This is a genomic window from Fenollaria sporofastidiosus (assembly GCF_943169635.2).
Lineage (GTDB): Bacteria > Bacillota > Clostridia > Tissierellales > Peptoniphilaceae > Fenollaria > Fenollaria sporofastidiosus.
Map to the genome: position 1 here is coordinate 1,257,963 of NZ_OW968186.1, position 18,197 is coordinate 1,276,159.

Consider the following 18,197-nt stretch of genomic DNA (forward strand, 5'->3'; position numbering starts at 1 on the left):
TCTTAAAATATAATAATATTCTTATTAGTTCAAATATTTTCTTGCAACTTGTAAATGTTAAAGCAATATCTAAGCCTGAGCATAGTTTTGTTAAAGATGGAGCAAATATTATCTCACAAGATACAGTTGATTATATTAATGAAACTAATGAGAAGATGAAGGACTATGGCAGTCAAGTCGCTGTATTGACGCTCGATAGTTTGAACGGTAGAGATATAGAATCTCTTTCGAACAAAGTATTTAGAGATTGGGGCATAGGAGACAAGAAAAAGAACAACGGAGTACTTTTACTTGTTAGTTTAAACGACAGGCAAGTAAGAATTGAAGTTGGTTATGGTCTTGAAGGCGCAATAAATGATGCTAGAGCTGGTAGAATAATAAGAAATATAATTAGACCAAACTTTCAAAATAAAGATTATGATAAAGGAATTAGAGATGCCTTCGATAGTATCATTTATTATATAGGCAAGGAATATAATGTAGTGTTTCAAGATATAGATATTAATAAATTGGAACATGCGGATGATGATTATATAAGTATACCTATAATAATATTTGCGATAATTATTTTATACTTTTAACATCTAGACTCAATAGATATAGATATATCTTTGGTAGAAGAGGTAGAATGTTTAGAAGGCGTAGAGGCATTTTTGATGACGATGATCCATTTGGAGGCTTCTTCGGAGGATCAGGAGGGTCTGGTGGATTTGGTGGCTTCGGTGAGTCCGGCGGAGGCTTTGGAGGAGGCTCCTCTGGAGGAGGTGGAGCATCAGGTTCTTGGTAAATTTTAGATAAAGGAGAATTGAAATGGAAGAAAAAAGACAAAGAAGAGGTAGATTTTCACCACTTTTAATTATACTAGGAATAGTAATTGCATTAGGTGGTTTGATAGCATTTAAGTATAATGGCCTAGTTAACAAACAGGAGAACGTTAATAAAACTTGGGCAGAAGTTCAAACTCAATATCAAAGGAGAGCTGATCTTATACCAAACTTAGTTGAAACAGTTAAGGGCTATGCAAAACACGAAGAGGAAACACTTGAAAATATAGCTAAACTTAGAAGTGGATATACAGATGCAAAAACACCTGAAGATTATGAAAAGCTTGATACAGAACTAGCAAAGAATATTAACATTGTTGTAGAAAACTATCCAGATTTAAAAGCTAATGAAAATTTCCTAAGTTTACAAGACGAACTTGCAGGAACTGAAAACAGGATAGCAGTTGCTAGACGCGACTTTAATAATGAAGCTACAGAGTTTAATAAATCTGTTAGGACTTTTCCTAACAATATCTTTGCATCAATCTTAGGTTTTGATAAGTTTAAAACATTCGAGGCTCAAGCAGGAGCAGAGAACGCGCCAAGCGTTAATTTTGGCAAATAATCCAGTAAAAGTCAAACTTTGACTATGTTTGACTTTTATTGTGTATTTAAGTAAAATATTTATTTACTTATAACGATATTAGTGATATAATAACAACATAAGTAATTTTAAGGAGTGAATTAAGTGAAAGTTAATTTTGACAAAAAGAAAAATAAAGTTTACTTTAATGTAGACGTTGATTGGAAGGAATTTGAACCAAAATAGACGAAGCTTATAAGAAAATAAGATCAAAATTCAATATTCCTGGATTTAGAAAAGGTAAAGTACCTAAAATGATTATTGAACAAAACTATGGAGTTCAAGTATTCTATGATGAAGCAATAAATATAATGCTTCAAGAAATCTATCCAAAAGCTTTAGAAGAGTTGGATCTTAAAGTTGTTGATCAACCAGATGTTGATGTTAAAGACTTTAAGGAGAATGAATCTATAAACTTTACTTTTGAAGTTGAAGTTGTTCCTGAGTTTGAACTACCAAACTTTGAAGAGATTGAAGTAGAAGATGTTAAAGAAGAGTTTGATAAAGAAGTAGTTACAAACGAAATCGAAAGATTAAGAAATGAAAATGCAAGATATACAATCATTGAAGATAGAAAGACTAAGAAGGGCGACATAGTTAAGCTTGACTTTAAAGGTTATGTAGACAATGAAGCATTCCAAGGTGGAGAAGCTAAAGACTACGAACTTGAAATCGGTTCTAACTCGTTCATACCTGGTTTTGAAGATCAATTAGTAGATAGAGCTATTGGTGAAGAATTTGATGTTAATGTTAAATTCCCTGAAGAGTATCACTCAGAAGACTTAAAAGGAAAAGATGCTAAGTTTATCTGCAAAATTAATGAGATAAAGGTAAAAGAACTACCTGAGTTAGATGACAACTTTGCATCAGACGTTTCTGAATTCGACACATTAAAAGAATTTAAAGCAGACTTAAGAAAGAAATTAAAGGCTCAATTTAATGAGATGGTAGATGCACAAAGAGAAAATAAGGTTCTTGATAAAGTTCTTGAAGAAACTAAATTTGATGTTCCAAACAGAATGATTGAAGATGAAGTTGAAAATGAACTTAGAAACTTCCAATATAGACTACAAGCTCAAGGCTTAAATTATGATGACTACAAGAAATATACTGGAAAGACTGATGATGAAATTAAAGAAACATTCAAAGAGCCAGCTGAAAAGAGAGTTAAATTAGGTTTAATCCTTGAAAAATATGCAAAAGAAAATAAGATAAAAGCTACTAAGAGAGATTATGACAAAGAACTTGACAAATTAGCCGAAATGTATAAGGCAGAAGATAAAGAAGAATTTAAGAAAACAATGAGTGAAGGCTCTCTAGAATTTTAGATAGAGGCATATTAAACTCTAAATCGATAGACGATATTAAGAAAAAGTAAAATATATTTAATGGGGTGATTAAATGGCATTAATTCCTATGGTTGTAGAACAAAGTTCCAGAGGAGAAAGGTCATATGATATCTACTCAAGACTTTTAAAAGAAAGAATTATATTTTTATCAGGCGAAATTCATAATGAAATGGCTGACCTTATAGTCGCACAATTATTATTTCTAGAAGCAGAAGATCCTGATAAAGATATTCAAATTTATATAAATTCACCAGGTGGATCGGTATCAGCTGGATTTGCCATATATGATACAATGCAATATATAAAACCGGATGTATCAACAATATGCGTTGGCCTAGCTGCGTCGATGGGAGCCTTCCTTTTGGCAGCTGGTGCTAAGGGCAAGAGATATGCTCTACCTAACGCTGATATTATGATTCATCAACCACTTGGCGGAACTCAAGGACAAGCTGAAGATATTCGCATTCAAGCTGAAAAAATACTTGAAATAAGAAAGAGAATCAATAAAATTTTGTCCGAAAAGACAGGACAAAGTATCGATATTATTAATAGAGATACTGATAGGGACTACTACTTAAATGCAGAAGAAGCAGTTAAGTATGGTTTAATAGATAAAGTAATGGAGAAACACTAATTTATGTCTAAATATGATGAAATAAGATGTTCCTTTTGTGGTAAAACTCAAAATGAAGTCAAAAGACTAATCTCAGGACCAAATGTATACATTTGTGATGAATGTATACAAGTATGCATGGATATATTGGAAGAAGATCATTTATTAAATGATGAAAGCATTGATTTAGAAGATATGGTTCTTCCTACTCCGATGGAGATTAAGAAGTCTTTAGACGATTACGTAGTTGGTCAAGATGATGCAAAGAAAACTTTATCTGTTGCTGTTTATAACCATTACAAGAGAATCACAAAAGATACAAGTGACAAAGATGTTGAAATAAAGAAGAGCAATATATTATTGTTAGGACCGACAGGTAGTGGTAAAACGCTTCTTGCTGAAACTTTAGCAAGAATTTTGGATGTACCGTTTGCTATATGCGATGCTACGACTCTTACTGAAGCTGGATATGTTGGAGAAGATGTTGAGAATATCATATTAAAGCTTATACAAAATGCTAACTATGACCTAGATAGAGCAGAAAGAGGCATCATCTATGTTGATGAAATTGACAAGATTGCGAAAAAGAGTGAGAATGTTTCAATTACAAGAGATGTAAGTGGCGAAGGTGTTCAACAAGCTCTTCTAAAGATTCTAGAAGGGACTGTAGCTAACGTTCCTCCACAAGGAGGTAGAAAGCATCCTCAAGAAGAGTTTATACAAGTTGATACTAGCAATATACTTTTCATTGTTGGTGGAGCTTTCCAAGGTTTAGATGATATAATTGCTAAGAGGACAAATAAAAAGTCTTATGGATTTGGATCAGAACTATTTGATAAGGCAAAACAAAAGTCTGAAGCACTTAAGCATGTCGAGAGTGAAGACTTAATGAAGTTCGGGCTTATTCCTGAACTGATTGGAAGACTTCCCGTAACTGTAACTCTTAAAGAGCTAAACGAAGATGATTTAGTTAAAATACTTACAGAGCCAAAGAATGCATTAATTAAGCAATACCAAGAGCTTATAAGGATGGACGGAGCAGAGCTTGAGTTCACTGATGATGCAGTTAGAAGGATTGCACAAAAAGCAATTGAAATGAAAACTGGTGCAAGAGGACTTAGAAGTATTATTGAAAAAGTTATGCTTGATATAATGTATGAACTTCCTTCCAAGAAATATAATGGAACTCTTAAGATTGATAGTTCCATCATAGATGGAAAGAAAAAACTTACTTATCAAAACAATGATAAGGATAATGAAGAAAAATCGTTTCATAATAAAGCTAAGGCTTGATATATGTAGCGCAATAAGGTCGGACAAACTAGTTCGACCTTTTATTAAAGGAGAAAGATATGGATAAATATGATGAAATAATTGATAATTATTCATTTTAGATGATAATGATGAAAATACTTTCAAAGTACCCATTGTTTCTATTAACAATATAAATATTGTGCCTAATAACTACTATAGTGTTAACTTAGATAATGAAGACCTTGTTTCTGCAATTGCTAAGGCTTCAAATACTAATGGAGTTTTGCAATATTTCAACTTAAGGCAAATAGAAAGTCTATTTCAAGTATAAAGTCAGTGAATGAATTAGGTGTATTAGCTGAGATAGAGTCTATATCGCCAAATAATAAATTTATGAAGATGAACTTTAGAACGCTTTCGAAAGTTTATTTAACTAATGTCTTTAAGAGTGAAGGTATAAATTATGGCCACCTAGTTAAATTAAATGATATAAATGATTATTCTTTTGATAATCCTGAGAGTAAATCTTATTACGAGGTAATAAATAGTGCTTTAGATAAGCTAAATGCATTGATTATGGATAGCCAATCAAGTAAGGATAGAATAGTTCCTAATAAGATTGACTATAATATTTTCTAGATAGTATATTCTCAAGGCTTGATATTGATAAAAACTTACTCAAGAGTATTTAAATGCTGTTGATAAGAAGGAAAGAACTAAGATTGTTATTGATACTATCAATAAATCTGTTGTGACTATTGAGGTTTTAAAGACACTTCAAGACAAGACTAAAGAGGCCATGGATAAGAATCAAAAAGATTATATACTACATGAACAGCTTAAGATTATTAAAAATGAGCTTAATGCTGATAAGTCAGGTGCGAAAAACATATTTGATGCATACAGAAATGATATAAAGAAACTTAAAGCACCTAAAGAAGTTGAAGAGAAGGCTCTTAAAGAGATAGATAAGCTTGAACAAACTCCACTAACATCTCCTGACTATCCTTCAACACTGCAATATATAGAGCTTATTAAAGACTTACCTTGGAATAAAAGAACGGATGATACCAAGGACTTAAAGTATGCTAAGGAGATGCTTGACAAAGATCATTACGGTTTAAAAGATGTAAAGGATAGGATACTTGAGTATCTAGCTATACTTAATAATACTAAGGCCATAAAAGGCTCTATAATATGCTTTGTTGGACCTCCAGGAGTTGGTAAAACATCTATTGCTAATTCTATTGCAAATGCAACAAATAGAAATTTTGTTAGAATGTCTTTGGGAGGCATTAGAGATGAGGCAGATATTAGAGGCCATATGAGGACATACGTAGGATCTATGCCCGGTAGAATCATATCTTTAATGAAGAAAGCAAAGTCAAAGAACCCTGTTTTCTTATTTGATGAAATTGATAAGATTGGACAAGATTTTAGAGGAGATCCATCTAGTGCTTTGCTAGAAGTTTTGGATAGTTCTCAAAATAAAGATTTTACAGATAGATACTTGGAGCTTCCTTATGATTTATCAGAAGTACTATTTATAACAACTGCAAACTCGCTTGATACAATACCAGAAGCACTTTTAGATAGACTCGAAATTATAAGGATAGATGGCTATACTGATGAGGAAAAATTAAATATTGCTAAGAAATATTTACTTCCTAAATCATTGGAGAATGCTGGTATCGATAGTGATGCAATTAAATTTACTGACGAAGCTTTATATAGGCTTATCGATAATTATACTAGAGAATCTGGAGTTAGAGAGCTCGAAAGAAAGATACAATCTATAATTAGAAAACTAGTTTATAAAAATACATGGATGATAAGATTGTTAAAAGTTGATTTAAAGACTGTTGATAAATTACTAGAAGGTCCTATATTTGAATATGACTTAGTTGATAAAGAAAACAGCGTTGGTAAAGCTGTAGGTCTTGCATGGACAAGGGTAGGAGGAGACACTATCAACGTAGAAGCTCAGCTTATGCCTGGAGATGGCAAGCTAAACATCACTGGTAATCTTGGAAAAGTTATGCAAGAGTCATGCCAACTTGCTATAAGCTACTTAAAGGCAAATTATGAATACTTTAATATTGACAAGAAAAATTTAAAGATTTTGATATCCATATACATGTTCCAGAGGAGCTATACCAAAAGATGGTCCTAGTGCTGGCATAACAATTACTACAGCTATACTATCAGCACTATGTGATAAAAAAATTAACAGATACTTTGCTATGACGGGTGAAATTACTTTACTTGGCAATGTACTTGCGATAGGTGGACTAAAAGAAAAGGCACTTGCTGCTAAGAGGATGAAGATTAGAGATTTGATCTTGCCCATGGAGAATAAAAAGGACTTTGAAAAACTACCTTCTAATATAAGGGAGAGTCTAAATGTACATTATGTAAATAACTTCAAAGATCTTAGCAAAATAATATTTGTAGATGGTGATAAAGATGCTTAAGATTAATGAGCCTTTCTTAGAAAGGATGGCTGTTGATGAGAAGAGTTATCCTAACGATGGTTTAAAAGAGATAGTTTTAGTAGGCAGAAGTAATGTTGGTAAGAGTTCATTTATAAATGCACTTACTAACAGAAAGAAGCTTGCATATACATCATCATCACCTGGAAAGACAAGAACTATAAACTTCTACAATATGGACAATAAATTTAGGATAGTCGACTTACCAGGCTATGGTTATGCTAAAATATCTATGAAAGAAAGAGAAAAGTGGAAGAAGATTATTGAGGAGTACTTGGTAAAGTCCAAAAACATTGCTCTTATATGTCAAATTATAGATGTAAGGCATGAGCCTACTAAGCTTGATATGATGATGTACGACTATATATTATCAACAGGTAGTAATTATTTAATAATTGCAAATAAACTTGATAAATTAAAGTCATCACAAGTATTAAAGCAGCTAAGCATCATTAACAAAGTTTTGCATAATCTTAAGAAGGACGCACTAATACCTTTCTCGTCTCAAGACAAGAGGGGAGTTAAAGAAGTGCTAGCTAAGTTTGAAAATATAATTTAATAAATATAAAATAAAGGCGACCATACTCTATGATCGCCTTTATTATGTATTAAATACATTTTTTTAAGCCAATGATTGGCTTTAATTTGCAGTTTACAGTTTTGTGAACATGTCCTTGCCAACTCCACAAACTGGGCATACCCAATCATCAGGAATATCTTCAAAAGCAGTTCCTGGAGCTATACCTCCATCTGGATCTCCTTTTTCAGGATCATAAACGTAACCGCATGCATCGCATTCGTACTTGTCCATCTTGCACCCTCCTTCCTTTCATGTTTTCATATCATATATATACCCAAAGAATATTATTTATAACAATATGCTTAGTAATTTATTTTCACGGGTATAAATAAATTAGTGGAGGAAGGATATAATGTATCAATTTTACGGAACGGTATCTTCTAATATTGAAAGTGTAGAAGTATTTGTTGACAGAATAATTGAAAATCTTGAAAATTATTTACCTAATGAAATGATATTTAACATCAGGCTAGTTCTTAATGAGCTTTTATTGAATTCAGCATCGCATGGCAATCTATATAGTAAAGATAAAAAAGTTAAATTATACATATCGATTAGTGAAGACACTATAAAACTAAGGGTAGAGGATGAAGGTATTGGTCTACTTAGTATATGCTCAAATAAAAGTATGTGCGAGCTTGGAGGCAGAGGCTTAAAAATAGTCGAAGCTCTAACAGATAAGGTATCTAAACTGGACCATGGTATTAAGTGTACTATCTTTTCTAAATATCTTGATGATACAGAGTAAATACTTGTAATTATTAACAAAAAGTATTATAATAAAAGGTAGTGTTTAGGAGGAATAATATGTTAAGAGAAGATTTAAGAAATATAGCTATCATAGCACACGTTGACCATGGTAAAACAACTCTAGTTGATCAAATGCTTAGACAATCAGGTACATTTAGAGAGAATCAAGTTGTACAAGATAGAGTCATGGACTCTGGTGACCTTGAAAAAGAACGTGGTATAACTATACTTTCAAAGAATACAGCCGTAATACATAACGGTAAAAAGATAAATATTATAGATACACCAGGCCATGCTGACTTTGGTGGAGAAGTTGAGAGAGTTTTAAAGATGGTTAATGGCGTTGTACTAGTTGTTGATGCTTTTGAAGGACCTATGCCACAAACTAAGTTTGTATTAAAGAAAGCTTTTGAACTAAACTTGCCAGTTATTGTATGTATAAATAAGATTGATAGACCAGAAGCTAGACCAGTTGAGGTTGTTGATGAAGTTCTTGATTTGTTCATAGAACTAGGCGCTGAAGATGAAGCGTTAGAAGCACCATTTATTTTTGCTTCTGCTAAGAAGGGTTATGCTACTAATCAAGTAACTATAGAAAAAGACAATATGGATGACTTGTTTGATGCTATAGTTGAGCATATACCAGCTCCAGAGTCTAATGAAGATAAACCATTGCAACTACTTATTTCAACAATTGATTATAACGACTATGTAGGTAGAATCGGTATAGGTAAGATCGAAAGAGGAGTTATAAAGAATGGTTCAGAGGCTGTACTTGTGAACAAGCTAAATCCTGATATGAAGAGAAAAGTAAAGATAGGTAAATTATATGAGTTTATAGGCCTAGATAAAGTTGAAACTAATGAACAAAAAGGTGGAGCCATAGTTGCTGTTACAGGTATAGAAGATATATCAATTGGAGATACTATCGCTGATCCAGAATGTCCAGAGGCACTTGATTTTGTCAAGATTTCTGAGCCAACAATATCCATGAACTTCATTGTAAATGACTCACCATTTGCTGGAAGAGAAGGTAAATACGTTACATCTAGACAAATAAAGGCAAGACTTGAAAAAGAATTGCAATCAAATGTTTCATTGAGGGTTGAAGAAACTGAATCAACAGATGCATTTAAAGTATCTGGTAGAGGAGAGCTTCACTTGTCTGTTTTAGTTGAAACTATGAGAAGAGAAGGCTACGAATTACAACTTTCTAAGCCACAAGTACTTTTCAAAAATGATGAAAATGGCAAGAAACTTGAACCAATGGAGAAGGTAACTGTTGACGTTTCAGAAGAATTTGTCGGAGCTGTTATAGATAAATTATCAAGAAGAAAAGCTGAGCTATTAGAAATGAAAGAAAATTCAGCAGGATACTCAAGACTTATATTTAAAATGCCTGCTAGAGGTTTGATTGGATATAGAGGAGAGTTTATGACTGATACACATGGAGAAGGTATCATCAACTCCATCTTCTTAGGATACGAACTTTATAAAGGCGAAATACCTACTAGAACTACAGGCTCACTAATTGCCTTTGAAACAGGCGTTGCATCTAGCTACGGACTTAATATAGCTCAGGGTAGAGGTATACTGTTCATTGGGCCACAAACTGAAGTTTACGAAGGTATGGTTGTAGGTGAAAATCCAAAGGGTCTTGATATTGAAGTTAACGTCACTAAGAAGAAACAAATGACAAACACAAGAGCTGCAGGCTCTGATGACGCCATCAGGCTAAGCCCACCAAGAGTACTTTCTCTTGAGGAAGCACTTGAATTTATAGAGGACGATGAACTAATTGAAGTTACACCAAAATCAATTAGAATCAGAAAGAAGATACTAGACACAAATAAGAGATATAAATCAAAAATACAAATAAGAAATAGGGAGATTGCGGTGGATGTATCGCTACAAGTTTTAATAGGTTATTTATTAAACTTGCTTTTAGGCTTATTTATTGTTTTAAAGAAAGAAAGAATATAAAGTCAACATGGCTATGGTTAATGATACTACTTTACTTACCATTTCTTGGCTTTATCCTTTATATGTTTTTGGCCTTGACTATAGAAAGATGAAAACATTCGATGAAAAGATGACGCTTGATCGAAAAGAGAAAAGGATATTAGAAAATCAAAAGAAGTTTTATGCTCTTACTAAGTCAGAAGACTTAAACTTTGATCAAAAGAGCTTATTAACTTATGCCTATCAACAAGTGATGCTACCTTTACTGATTATAATGACGTAAAATTCTATTTTGATGGAAAAGATAAATTTAATGATTTATTTGAAGATGTAAAAATGCAGAGAAATATATTTATATTGAGTACTACATCTTTAAAACAGATAAATTAGGAAGAAAATTCATAAACTTGCTTAATCAAAAGCTAAAAGAGGGAGTAGAAGTTAGGATACTTGTAGATGCTGTAGGTTCTAGAAGCATCAGAAAGAAGTATTTTAGAGAATTCAAGAAGCTTGGAGGACAGATAGATTCGTTCTTCCCATTATTCTTCTCTAAATTCACAACCAGATTCAACTATAGAAATCACAGAAAGATTGTTATTATTGATGGTACGATTGCATACAGTGGCGGCTTTAATGTTGGCGATGAATACATTAGTAAAAGTAAAAAATTTGGATTTTGGAGAGATACACACTTTAGACTAAAAGGTGATATAGTTGAGGAATACTTAAGAAGGTTCAATTTTGATTATAGATTTGCGACTGGTATAAAAGCAGATGGTGAATACTTTAAAGATCATGATGTAAATACGCTAAACAGAATGCAGCTTGTAACATCAGGACCAGACTCAATGTTTGAGAATATTAAAAACGTCTACTTAAAGATGATAAGTTCAGCTAAAACTAGACTTTGGATACAAAGTCCATACTTCATACCTGATGATTCAATATTTGAAGCTATAAGGATAGCTGCCTTATCTGGAGTTGACGTAAGGATAATGATACCTAACAAGCCAGATCACATGTTTGTATATTGGGCTACTCTAAGCTATGTTGGACAGCTTCTTGAGGATAATGTTAAGATATATCAATACGAGAACGGTTTTTTACACTCTAAGCAAATAATTAAAGATGATGACATATGTACTGTAGGTACAGCTAACTTTGATATTAGAAGCTTTGCACTTAATTTTGAAGCGAACCTAGTGTTTTATGATCAAAAGACAAACAAGCTTTTAAGTGAACAGTTTTTGAAAGATATAGAAAAGTCATCTGTATTAACTTTAGAGAAGTACAACAAGAGAAAGAGAATTGTTAAAATAAAAGAGTCAATATCAAGACTACTATCACCAGGACTATAATAGATTATAGTCCTTTTTTATGAGTTATGATAAATATAAGGATAAAGCTATAAAAATTATCTATGTATATCATATAAAACCTTGCTTAACAATTAAAAGTGTGATATAATAACTATAAGCGTGATGCTTAAAACCAATAAAATTTAATAGGAGGTGTTTTAAGTTTGGATAAGTTTTTAACAGGCGAAGTATTGATCTCAGCTGCTATTGCTATTGTACTTGGAGCTATCATTGGATATATAATCAGAAAGATTTTAGGCGAAAAGAAGATTAAAAGCGCTGAAATTGAATCAAGCAGAATTATTGAAGAAGCTAAAAGTAAAGCAAGCCAAGAAGCTAAAGAGAAGATACTATCAGCTAAAGAAGAAATTCACAAACTAAGAAGCGACCTCGACAAAGAAGCAAAAGAAAAAGAAATCGAACTGAAAAAATCTGAAAAAAGATTGATCAACAAAGAAGAAAATCTTGATAAGAGAACACAATCTTATGAAAAGAAAGAAGAACAACTTAAAAATAAGATGAACTCTCTAAACAAGAAAGAAGAAGAAGTTGAACAATTAATTGAAGAAAGAAGAAAAGAAATTGAACGTGTTTCAAAAATGAGCACCCAAGAAGCTAAAGACATAATCTTGGATGAAGTAAAAAAAGAAATGACTCACGAATGTGCTGCTTATATTAGGCAAGCAACTGAAGATGCAAAAGAAGAAGCTCAAAAGAATGCTAGAGAAATCATAGCAGATGCTATTCAAAAGAATGCTTCAGACTATGTTGCTGAAGTTAGTGTCAATGTTGTAAATCTACCTAACGACGAGATGAAAGGAAGAATCATCGGTAGAGAAGGTAGAAATATAAGAACGCTAGAAACTTTGACCGGAGTAGATCTAATCATAGACGATACACCGGAAGCAGTAGTATTATCAAGTTTCGATCCAATTAGAAGAGAGATTTGTAAAATTGCTTTGGAAAAACTTATAGCTGACGGCAGAATTCATCCAGCTAGGATTGAAGAGATGGTCAACAAAGCTAAAGTCGAGGTAGAGACAGTTATAAAAGAAGAAGGAGAAAGAGCCGTTATTGAAGCTGGTGTACGCAACTTACATCCTGAACTAGTAAAACTTTTAGGTAGACTTAAATTTAGAACAAGTTATGGACAAAATGTTCTTGAGCATTCTATAGAAGTTGCTAAAATATCAGCAACTATAGCAGAAGAGCTTGGAGCGGACATTAGACTTGCTAGAAGAGGAGGTCTACTTCACGACATAGGTAAATCCATAGACCAACAAATGGAAGGTAGCCATGTTGAGATAGGAGTAAATGCTTGCAAGAGATATAAAGAAAACAAAGAAATTCTAAACATCATAGGTTCACACCACGGTGATGAAGAGCCAACAACAGTTGAAGCTGTTATAGTTCAAGCTGCTGACGCAATATCTGCAGCAAGACCAGGCGCTAGAAGAGAAACTTTGGAATCGTACATCAAGAGACTAGAAACACTAGAAGGTATAGCAAATTCATTCGAAGGTATCGAAAAGTCATATGCTATACAAGCTGGTAGGGAAATCAGAATAATGGTTAAACCTGAGGTTATAGATGAAGATAAAATGCTTTTAATGAGCCGCGATATTGCAAAGCAAATAGAAGAAAATTTGGAATATCCAGGACAAATAAAAGTTACTGTCATTAGAGAAACTAGAAGTACTGATTACGCTAAATAGTATTAAATTAAAATGTGTAGATGTAATGTCTACACATTTTTGTTTGTATTAAAATATTTTACGTAATATGCAGTAAAAGTATTTGTATATAGAAGATAAATTCAATAAAAATCTTTGACATTTATAAGAAAGGGTGGTATAATAGATTTAAATAAAATGTCGCTAAATATAAATTTAGTGACATAAATATACAATATCGAAAGGGCACCTAATATATGGCAATTACACAAAAACGATCCTAACTATAAAAGACTTTTAGGATATTTAAAATCAGTTAAAGGCTTATCTATTAATACTATCCAAAGTTATTACTACGATTTAAAATCTTTCCTTAAATTTGTTGCTATTCGTTTAGAAATCTTAGATCAAAATGATGAATATTATTATACATCTGTTACTGTTAATGATATTAAAAGCTTCAGATTAATGACCTATATGCCTTTATATCCTATGCAGATGAAGATCTTGATAATACTAACTATGGTAAATATAGAAAAGCTGCAGTAGTTCATGCTCTATATGCTTACCTAATGAAGGTTAATCTAATTGATAATAATGTTGCTAATGAATTAGAAATGCCTAAGATTGATCAGCGTCTACCTATATTTAACTCTTAATCAATGTGAAACGCTATTAAATACCATTATGAAGAATGAAAATAATGAAATGCGTAATCGTGATTACGCTATAATCATGTTGTTTTTGAACTGCGGCTTACGTATATCTGAGCTAACTAGCCTTAATTTAGACTCTATTAATGAAAATAGATATATCAACGTTGTTGGTAAAGGCAATAAAGAAAGACAATTGTACTTAAATGACGCAACCTTTAGTGCAATAAAGGATTATATTGAACTAAGACCAAAAGATGTTAAAGAAAGTGATAAACATGCCCTATTCATTTCTCAAAAGAAGGTTCGTATGTCAAACCGCGCTGTTCAGTATATGTTTGATAAGTATCTACTTGAAGCTGGTCTTGATAAAAATAAGTTTACAGTGCACAAGTTAAGACATACAGCCGCTACCCTTATGTACAAGTACGGCTCAGTTGATATAAGGTCCTTGCAAGAGATCCTTGGTCACACATCAGTAGCTACAACACAGATATACGCATCTTGATAACAGTACTCTTAAAAATCAATTGAAAATAATCCATTGGCCAATAGAAAAAGTATTAGAGCGAATCTAATACTTTTATTTTTATATTTATTATAATGATATCTTCCTGCGTCTACAATGTCTTGTAGCGCTATCATAAGGCCTAATTTGCCTTGCTCTAAGGACATTGATCCTTGGAAGTATGCGATATATGGCTCTCTAATAGGGCCATCTGCTGATATCTCTATGGATGAGCCGTCTATAAAGCTACCTGACGCCATAATTATTTTATTCTCATAGCCTGGCATGTCCCAAGGCTCTGGTGTTAAGAACGAGTCAACACATGCTGCCTTTTGTATTGACTTACAGAACTTAATAAGAATGTCTGGATCTTTGAACTTTATTGCACATACTATATCTGATTTGTGTTCGTTATACTCTGGTGTGCACTCAAAACCAAGTTTTGTAAATACATATGAAAACAAGCTTTGTGTCTTTAAGGCTTCGCATACTACTCTTGGTGACATATATAAGCCTTGAAGAGTTGTTCTAAGTGTGCCATAAGATAAACCAAGCTCCTTACCTAAGCCTGGTGCATATAAACGGTCTGCAGCTAGCTCTATAAGATCTTTTCTTCCTACTAAATAGCCGCCGCCTAAACTGATGCCAGCGCCAAGATTTTTAAGTAGAGATCCAGCTATGATGTCTGCACCAATATCTGTCGGTTCAATACTGTCAGTAAATTCGCCATAACAATTATCATACATGATAACTATGTCTGGATGTTTCTCTTTAAACTTAAGCATATCATCTTTTATTGCATGTAGATTGATTGCCTTTCTAAATTCATAGCCAATTGACCTTTGCACGACTATAGCTTTAGTGTTTTTAGTGATTTTCGATTCTAAGGCCTCAAAATCTATCGTATTTGCATTTAAGTCTACTTGCCTATACATAATACCTTTTTTCATTAATGAGTCCCTTAAATCGCCAATTAGGCCTATACTTTTTTGTATAGTATCATAAGGAGTACCGGTAACGTATATAAACTCATCACCATGGTCAAGAATCGAAGAAAGCATTATATATATAGCGTGTGTACCTGAAACTATAGAAGTTCTTACTAAAGCATCCTCTGCATTAAAGATGTCTTTGAAAATTTCTTCTATCTTATCTCTACCTATATCGCCATAGCCATAACCAGTTGCATAATAAAAGTCTGATGCTGCTAGTTTATTTTTGCATAGCATGTATAACTTTTATTTGATTAATCTCTTTATTATTCTCATATTCTTTGTATGTCTCACTTAATTCATCGGCTGCATTATTGACTAAATTTATGACAGCATCTGATAATTCGTATTGTTTATAAATATTATTCATTATTCCACCTTTTCCTAATGTCCTTATATATTGCATCAATAGTTTGATCTATATCGTCAAAGTTTACATCAATGAAATTTGCTTCGCTTTCACGCCTAAACCATGTTAATTGTCTTTTTGCATAATTCCTTGACTTTTGCTTGATAAGTTCAACAGCTCTATCATAAGTAATTTCTCCTTGCAAATAGCTTATAAGTTCTTTATATCCAATAGCAAGAAGAGCTCTATTCGAAGCTATTTCTTGAGTACTCATATCCTTGATAATGTCTTTAACTTCATCTAAAAGACCAGCTTCAAGCATCTTATCAACTCTTTTGTTGATTCTGTCGTATAAAAGAGCTCTATCTGTTTGAAGTATATAGATAAGCTTATCGTACTCATCATTATATACTCTAAAGTCTTTATTTTCTTCACTGTATTTATTACCACTCTTTATATAACTTCCAAGGCTCTGATTATCCTAAAAGTATCATTTACACTAAGCTTTTCAGCATACTTTAGATCAAGCTCTTTTAATTTATTATATAAATGCTCTTTGCCAAATTCTTTAGCTTCTGTACTTAGCTTTTCTCTAAGTGCTTTATCTTCAGCCTCACTGCTAAAGTCTAGTTTATATAATAAGGAATTGATATATAGACCTGTTCCTCCTATGATTATAGGGATTGTCCCACGCTCATTCATATCACTAATTAGCTTTTTTGCCTTCTTTTGATAGTCGTATACAGAGAAATTATCGTGTATACTTACTTCGTCTATCATATGATGTTTTACGCCAGACATCTCTTCATCAGTAACTTTTGCAGTTCCAATCTTCATTTCTTTATATATCTGCATAGAGTCAGACGATATAATTTCTGCATTTCCAAGCTTTTTAGCAAGCTCCACAGCGACCTTTGATTTACCAATACCAGTTGGACCCGATATAACTAAGATTTTTTCTTTCATCATTGTATCCTGTAGAACATCTTTTCAATCATATTCTTCTTAAGTATAATCATACTTGGTCTACCATGTGGACATGTAGTTGGATACTTACACTTCTTAAGGTCTTCAATAAGCTTATCTATCTCTATATTTGAAATTTTATCTCCCGCCTTAATGGCGTTTTTGCAAGCGTATTTCATAATTTTTTCCACTTTATAGTCATAAATATTAGTCTTTTCCTCGTCAAGTATTCCGATTATATCCTTAATTAAGTCTAAACTATAGTTACCTCCAAATATTATAGGTATGCTCCTAACAACAACGTTGTGGTCAGGATATATATCTATAGTGAAGCCGAACTTATTTAGAAGAGCCATGTTTTCTTTTATAGTTTCTTCCTCATTAACGGTTAGTTTTATAGGATTTACACCTTCTATAAATTGTGAATTTACCTTAGAATTTTTAAATTTTTCAGTAAATTCTTCATATAAAATCCTTTCGTGAGCTGCATGCTGATCAATCATGACAACGAAATCATTGTTGTAGTCATAAAGAAGTATGAAGGTATTAAATAAAACGCCTTCTATCTTATACGCGTCAAGTATATTGATGTCATCCATAAGAATTCTATTAGTATCATTTTAATATCATCTTCAAATATTAATATCTCTTCATAATTTTGTTTAGATTCCTTAACATTATTATTTCTATATTGCAATAATTTTGTGTCATTTATGAATTCTTTATCGTCAAAATTTGGTATATCTGCATTATTTTCTCTAGTACCTATCACTTCATCATTACTAATCTCATCTTCATATTTAGTATAGCTAGAATTAGCATAAGATATATTACTCGAAGAGTTATTATCTTCTTCATAAGTAATTATTACTGAATCATTAACTTTATCGTCATTTTCTCAACTATATTAAGCTTAGTCTCCTCTTCCCTCTCATCTTTTTATCTGAAAAGCAATTTTAGCTCAACATCGTTATTTATAATGCGCTTTAGATTTGAATTAAGTAGGACTAGTAACTCCTCTATATCTTGAATTTTAACCTCAGTTTTAGCTGGATGTATATTAACATCAAGCATGCTTGGATCTATATCAATAAATAAGAAAAACTGGGAATCTATTTAAAGGTATGGTTGATTTATAAGCTTCATTTACAAGTTTATTGATTGCATCATTTTAACAGTTCTATTGTTAATATAAAGTAGTTGATTCTTCTTATTGCTTCTATATAAAAGGTTATTTGAGATATATCCTCTGATTTTAAACTTATCACTCTCTATATTAACTTCCTTCATA

General features: G+C 32.3%; 22 protein-coding genes and 2 pseudogenes. 18 read left to right on the plus strand and 6 right to left on the minus strand.

Annotated elements, in window-relative coordinates; all coding sequences use genetic code 11:
• The first annotated feature begins 41 nt into the window (after positions 1-41).
• The 10 genes from KO172_RS06065 (at position 42) to yihA (ending at position 7,674) form a co-directional block, all read left to right on the plus strand.
• Entirely contained in the window at positions 42-581 is a 540-nt protein-coding gene (locus KO172_RS06065; RefSeq protein ID WP_215492612.1) for a TPM domain-containing protein, read from the plus strand.
• 47 nt (positions 582-628) lie between these two features.
• Entirely contained in the window at positions 629-787 is a 159-nt protein-coding gene (locus KO172_RS06070; protein WP_215493538.1) for a hypothetical protein, read from the plus strand.
• A 23-nt stretch (positions 788-810) separates the two neighbouring features.
• Positions 811-1,389 carry a LemA family protein gene (locus KO172_RS06075; protein ID WP_215492613.1) on the plus strand — a complete coding sequence of 193 codons (579 nt, stop codon included), beginning with the start codon at positions 811-813 and terminating at the stop codon, positions 1,387-1,389.
• 239 nt (positions 1,390-1,628) lie between these two features.
• Complete coding sequence (gene tig, locus KO172_RS06080) at positions 1,629-2,735, plus strand: trigger factor (protein ID WP_251320170.1); 1,107 nt, start codon at positions 1,629-1,631, stop codon at positions 2,733-2,735.
• A 73-nt stretch (positions 2,736-2,808) separates the two neighbouring features.
• On the plus strand, positions 2,809-3,390 hold the full coding sequence (gene clpP / locus KO172_RS06085) for an ATP-dependent Clp endopeptidase proteolytic subunit ClpP (protein ID WP_215492614.1): 582 nt from the start codon (positions 2,809-2,811) through the stop codon (positions 3,388-3,390).
• Positions 3,391-3,393: 3 nt separating this feature from the next.
• The gene (clpX, locus tag KO172_RS06090; protein ID WP_215492615.1) at positions 3,394-4,662 is read left to right on the plus strand and encodes an ATP-dependent Clp protease ATP-binding subunit ClpX; all 1,269 of its coding nucleotides are present in this window, start codon (positions 3,394-3,396) and stop codon (positions 4,660-4,662) included.
• 297 nt (positions 4,663-4,959) lie between these two features.
• Complete coding sequence (locus KO172_RS06095) at positions 4,960-5,262, plus strand: hypothetical protein (protein ID WP_215492616.1); 303 nt, start codon at positions 4,960-4,962, stop codon at positions 5,260-5,262.
• 97 nt (positions 5,263-5,359) lie between these two features.
• Positions 5,360-6,796 carry an endopeptidase La gene (gene lon, locus KO172_RS06100; protein WP_251320171.1) on the plus strand — a complete coding sequence of 479 codons (1,437 nt, stop codon included), beginning with the start codon at positions 5,360-5,362 and terminating at the stop codon, positions 6,794-6,796.
• A gap of 25 nt (positions 6,797-6,821) precedes the next feature.
• Positions 6,822-7,097 (plus strand): S16 family serine protease, encoded by a 276-nt coding sequence (locus KO172_RS06105; protein ID WP_251320172.1) that lies wholly within the window; start codon positions 6,822-6,824, stop codon positions 7,095-7,097.
• A complete protein-coding gene (gene yihA / locus KO172_RS06110) occupies positions 7,090-7,674 on the plus strand; it encodes a ribosome biogenesis GTP-binding protein YihA/YsxC (RefSeq protein ID WP_215492617.1) in 585 nt (194 codons plus the stop codon). Before KO172_RS06105 ends, yihA begins: the two co-directional genes overlap by 8 nt.
• 93 nt (positions 7,675-7,767) lie before the next feature.
• On the opposite strand, the gene rd is transcribed toward yihA, so the two are convergent.
• Positions 7,768-7,926, minus strand: a complete 159-nt coding sequence (gene rd, locus KO172_RS06115; protein WP_215492618.1) for a rubredoxin — start codon at positions 7,924-7,926, stop codon at positions 7,768-7,770.
• A 121-nt stretch (positions 7,927-8,047) separates the two neighbouring features.
• Between rd and KO172_RS06120 the strand changes: the two genes are divergently transcribed.
• The 8 genes from KO172_RS06120 (at position 8,048) to KO172_RS06150 (ending at position 14,599) form a co-directional block, all read left to right on the plus strand.
• Positions 8,048-8,443 carry an ATP-binding protein gene (locus tag KO172_RS06120; protein WP_215492619.1) on the plus strand — a complete coding sequence of 132 codons (396 nt, stop codon included), beginning with the start codon at positions 8,048-8,050 and terminating at the stop codon, positions 8,441-8,443.
• 59 nt (positions 8,444-8,502) lie between these two features.
• Positions 8,503-10,428, plus strand: a complete 1,926-nt coding sequence (typA, locus tag KO172_RS06125) for a translational GTPase TypA (RefSeq protein ID WP_251320127.1) — start codon at positions 8,503-8,505, stop codon at positions 10,426-10,428.
• Entirely contained in the window at positions 10,350-10,520 is a 171-nt protein-coding gene (locus KO172_RS08135; RefSeq protein WP_215493428.1) for a PLDc N-terminal domain-containing protein, read from the plus strand. Before typA ends, KO172_RS08135 begins: the two co-directional genes overlap by 79 nt.
• Positions 10,436-10,690: a hypothetical protein gene (locus KO172_RS06130; RefSeq protein WP_215492620.1), complete on the plus strand. Its 255-nt coding sequence runs from the start codon at positions 10,436-10,438 to the stop codon at positions 10,688-10,690. Before KO172_RS08135 ends, KO172_RS06130 begins: the two co-directional genes overlap by 85 nt.
• 85 nt (positions 10,691-10,775) lie before the next feature.
• Complete coding sequence (gene cls, locus KO172_RS06135; RefSeq protein ID WP_251320173.1) at positions 10,776-11,765, plus strand: cardiolipin synthase; 990 nt, start codon at positions 10,776-10,778, stop codon at positions 11,763-11,765.
• Between the two features lie 164 nt (positions 11,766-11,929).
• Entirely contained in the window at positions 11,930-13,480 is a 1,551-nt protein-coding gene (gene rny / locus KO172_RS06140; protein ID WP_215492621.1) for a ribonuclease Y, read from the plus strand.
• 297 nt (positions 13,481-13,777) lie between these two features.
• Positions 13,778-13,987 carry a hypothetical protein gene (locus tag KO172_RS06145; RefSeq protein ID WP_251320174.1) on the plus strand — a complete coding sequence of 70 codons (210 nt, stop codon included), beginning with the start codon at positions 13,778-13,780 and terminating at the stop codon, positions 13,985-13,987.
• 138 nt (positions 13,988-14,125) lie between these two features.
• Complete coding sequence (locus KO172_RS06150) at positions 14,126-14,599, plus strand: tyrosine-type recombinase/integrase (protein WP_251320128.1); 474 nt, start codon at positions 14,126-14,128, stop codon at positions 14,597-14,599.
• Between the two features lie 11 nt (positions 14,600-14,610).
• Here KO172_RS06150 and KO172_RS06155 read toward each other — a convergent pair whose 3' ends face one another.
• From KO172_RS06155 to KO172_RS08145, 5 genes and pseudogenes are all read right to left on the minus strand, one after another.
• The gene (locus KO172_RS06155) at positions 14,611-15,828 is read right to left on the minus strand and encodes a methionine gamma-lyase family protein (protein WP_215492622.1); all 1,218 of its coding nucleotides are present in this window, start codon (positions 15,826-15,828) and stop codon (positions 14,611-14,613) included.
• Positions 15,812-15,961, minus strand: coding sequence for a hypothetical protein (locus tag KO172_RS06160; RefSeq protein WP_215492623.1), 150 nt, complete (start codon positions 15,959-15,961; stop codon positions 15,812-15,814). Before KO172_RS06160 ends, KO172_RS06155 begins: the two co-directional genes overlap by 17 nt.
• Positions 15,954-16,909 (minus strand): annotated as a pseudogene (gene miaA / locus KO172_RS08140) (tRNA (adenosine(37)-N6)-dimethylallyltransferase MiaA). The gene KO172_RS06160 and the pseudogene miaA overlap by 8 nt, the downstream one beginning before the upstream one ends.
• Positions 16,906-17,505 carry a DNA mismatch repair MutL family protein gene (locus KO172_RS06175; protein WP_215492624.1) on the minus strand — a complete coding sequence of 200 codons (600 nt, stop codon included), beginning with the start codon at positions 17,503-17,505 and terminating at the stop codon, positions 16,906-16,908. The pseudogene miaA and the gene KO172_RS06175 overlap by 4 nt, the downstream one beginning before the upstream one ends.
• A 340-nt stretch (positions 17,506-17,845) precedes the next feature.
• A pseudogene (locus KO172_RS08145) lies at positions 17,846-18,196 on the minus strand (hypothetical protein).
• Between the last annotated feature and the right edge of the window lies 1 nt (position 18,197).

Excerpts from the sequence above, each read along its gene's own strand:
- KO172_RS06070 (WP_215493538.1), top strand. The coding sequence starts at position 629 with ATGTTTAGAAGGCGTAGAGGCATTTTTGATGACGATGATCCATTTGGA.
- KO172_RS06075 (WP_215492613.1), top strand. The coding sequence starts at position 811 with ATGGAAGAAAAAAGACAAAGAAGAGGTAGATTTTCACCACTTTTAATT.
- clpP (WP_215492614.1), top strand. The coding sequence starts at position 2,809 with ATGGCATTAATTCCTATGGTTGTAGAACAAAGTTCCAGAGGAGAAAGG.
- clpX (WP_215492615.1), top strand. The coding sequence starts at position 3,394 with ATGTCTAAATATGATGAAATAAGATGTTCCTTTTGTGGTAAAACTCAA.
- yihA (WP_215492617.1), top strand. The coding sequence starts at position 7,090 with ATGCTTAAGATTAATGAGCCTTTCTTAGAAAGGATGGCTGTTGATGAG.
- rd (WP_215492618.1), bottom strand. The coding sequence starts at position 7,926 with ATGGACAAGTACGAATGCGATGCATGCGGTTACGTTTATGATCCTGAA.
- KO172_RS06120 (WP_215492619.1), top strand. The coding sequence starts at position 8,048 with ATGTATCAATTTTACGGAACGGTATCTTCTAATATTGAAAGTGTAGAA.
- typA (WP_251320127.1), top strand. The coding sequence starts at position 8,503 with ATGTTAAGAGAAGATTTAAGAAATATAGCTATCATAGCACACGTTGAC.
- KO172_RS06130 (WP_215492620.1), top strand. The coding sequence starts at position 10,436 with ATGGCTATGGTTAATGATACTACTTTACTTACCATTTCTTGGCTTTAT.
- KO172_RS06150 (WP_251320128.1), top strand. The coding sequence starts at position 14,126 with ATGAAGAATGAAAATAATGAAATGCGTAATCGTGATTACGCTATAATC.
- KO172_RS06155 (WP_215492622.1), bottom strand. The coding sequence starts at position 15,828 with ATGCTATGCAAAAATAAACTAGCAGCATCAGACTTTTATTATGCAACT.
- KO172_RS06160 (WP_215492623.1), bottom strand. The coding sequence starts at position 15,961 with ATGAATAATATTTATAAACAATACGAATTATCAGATGCTGTCATAAAT.
- KO172_RS06175 (WP_215492624.1), bottom strand. The coding sequence starts at position 17,505 with ATGGATGACATCAATATACTTGACGCGTATAAGATAGAAGGCGTTTTA.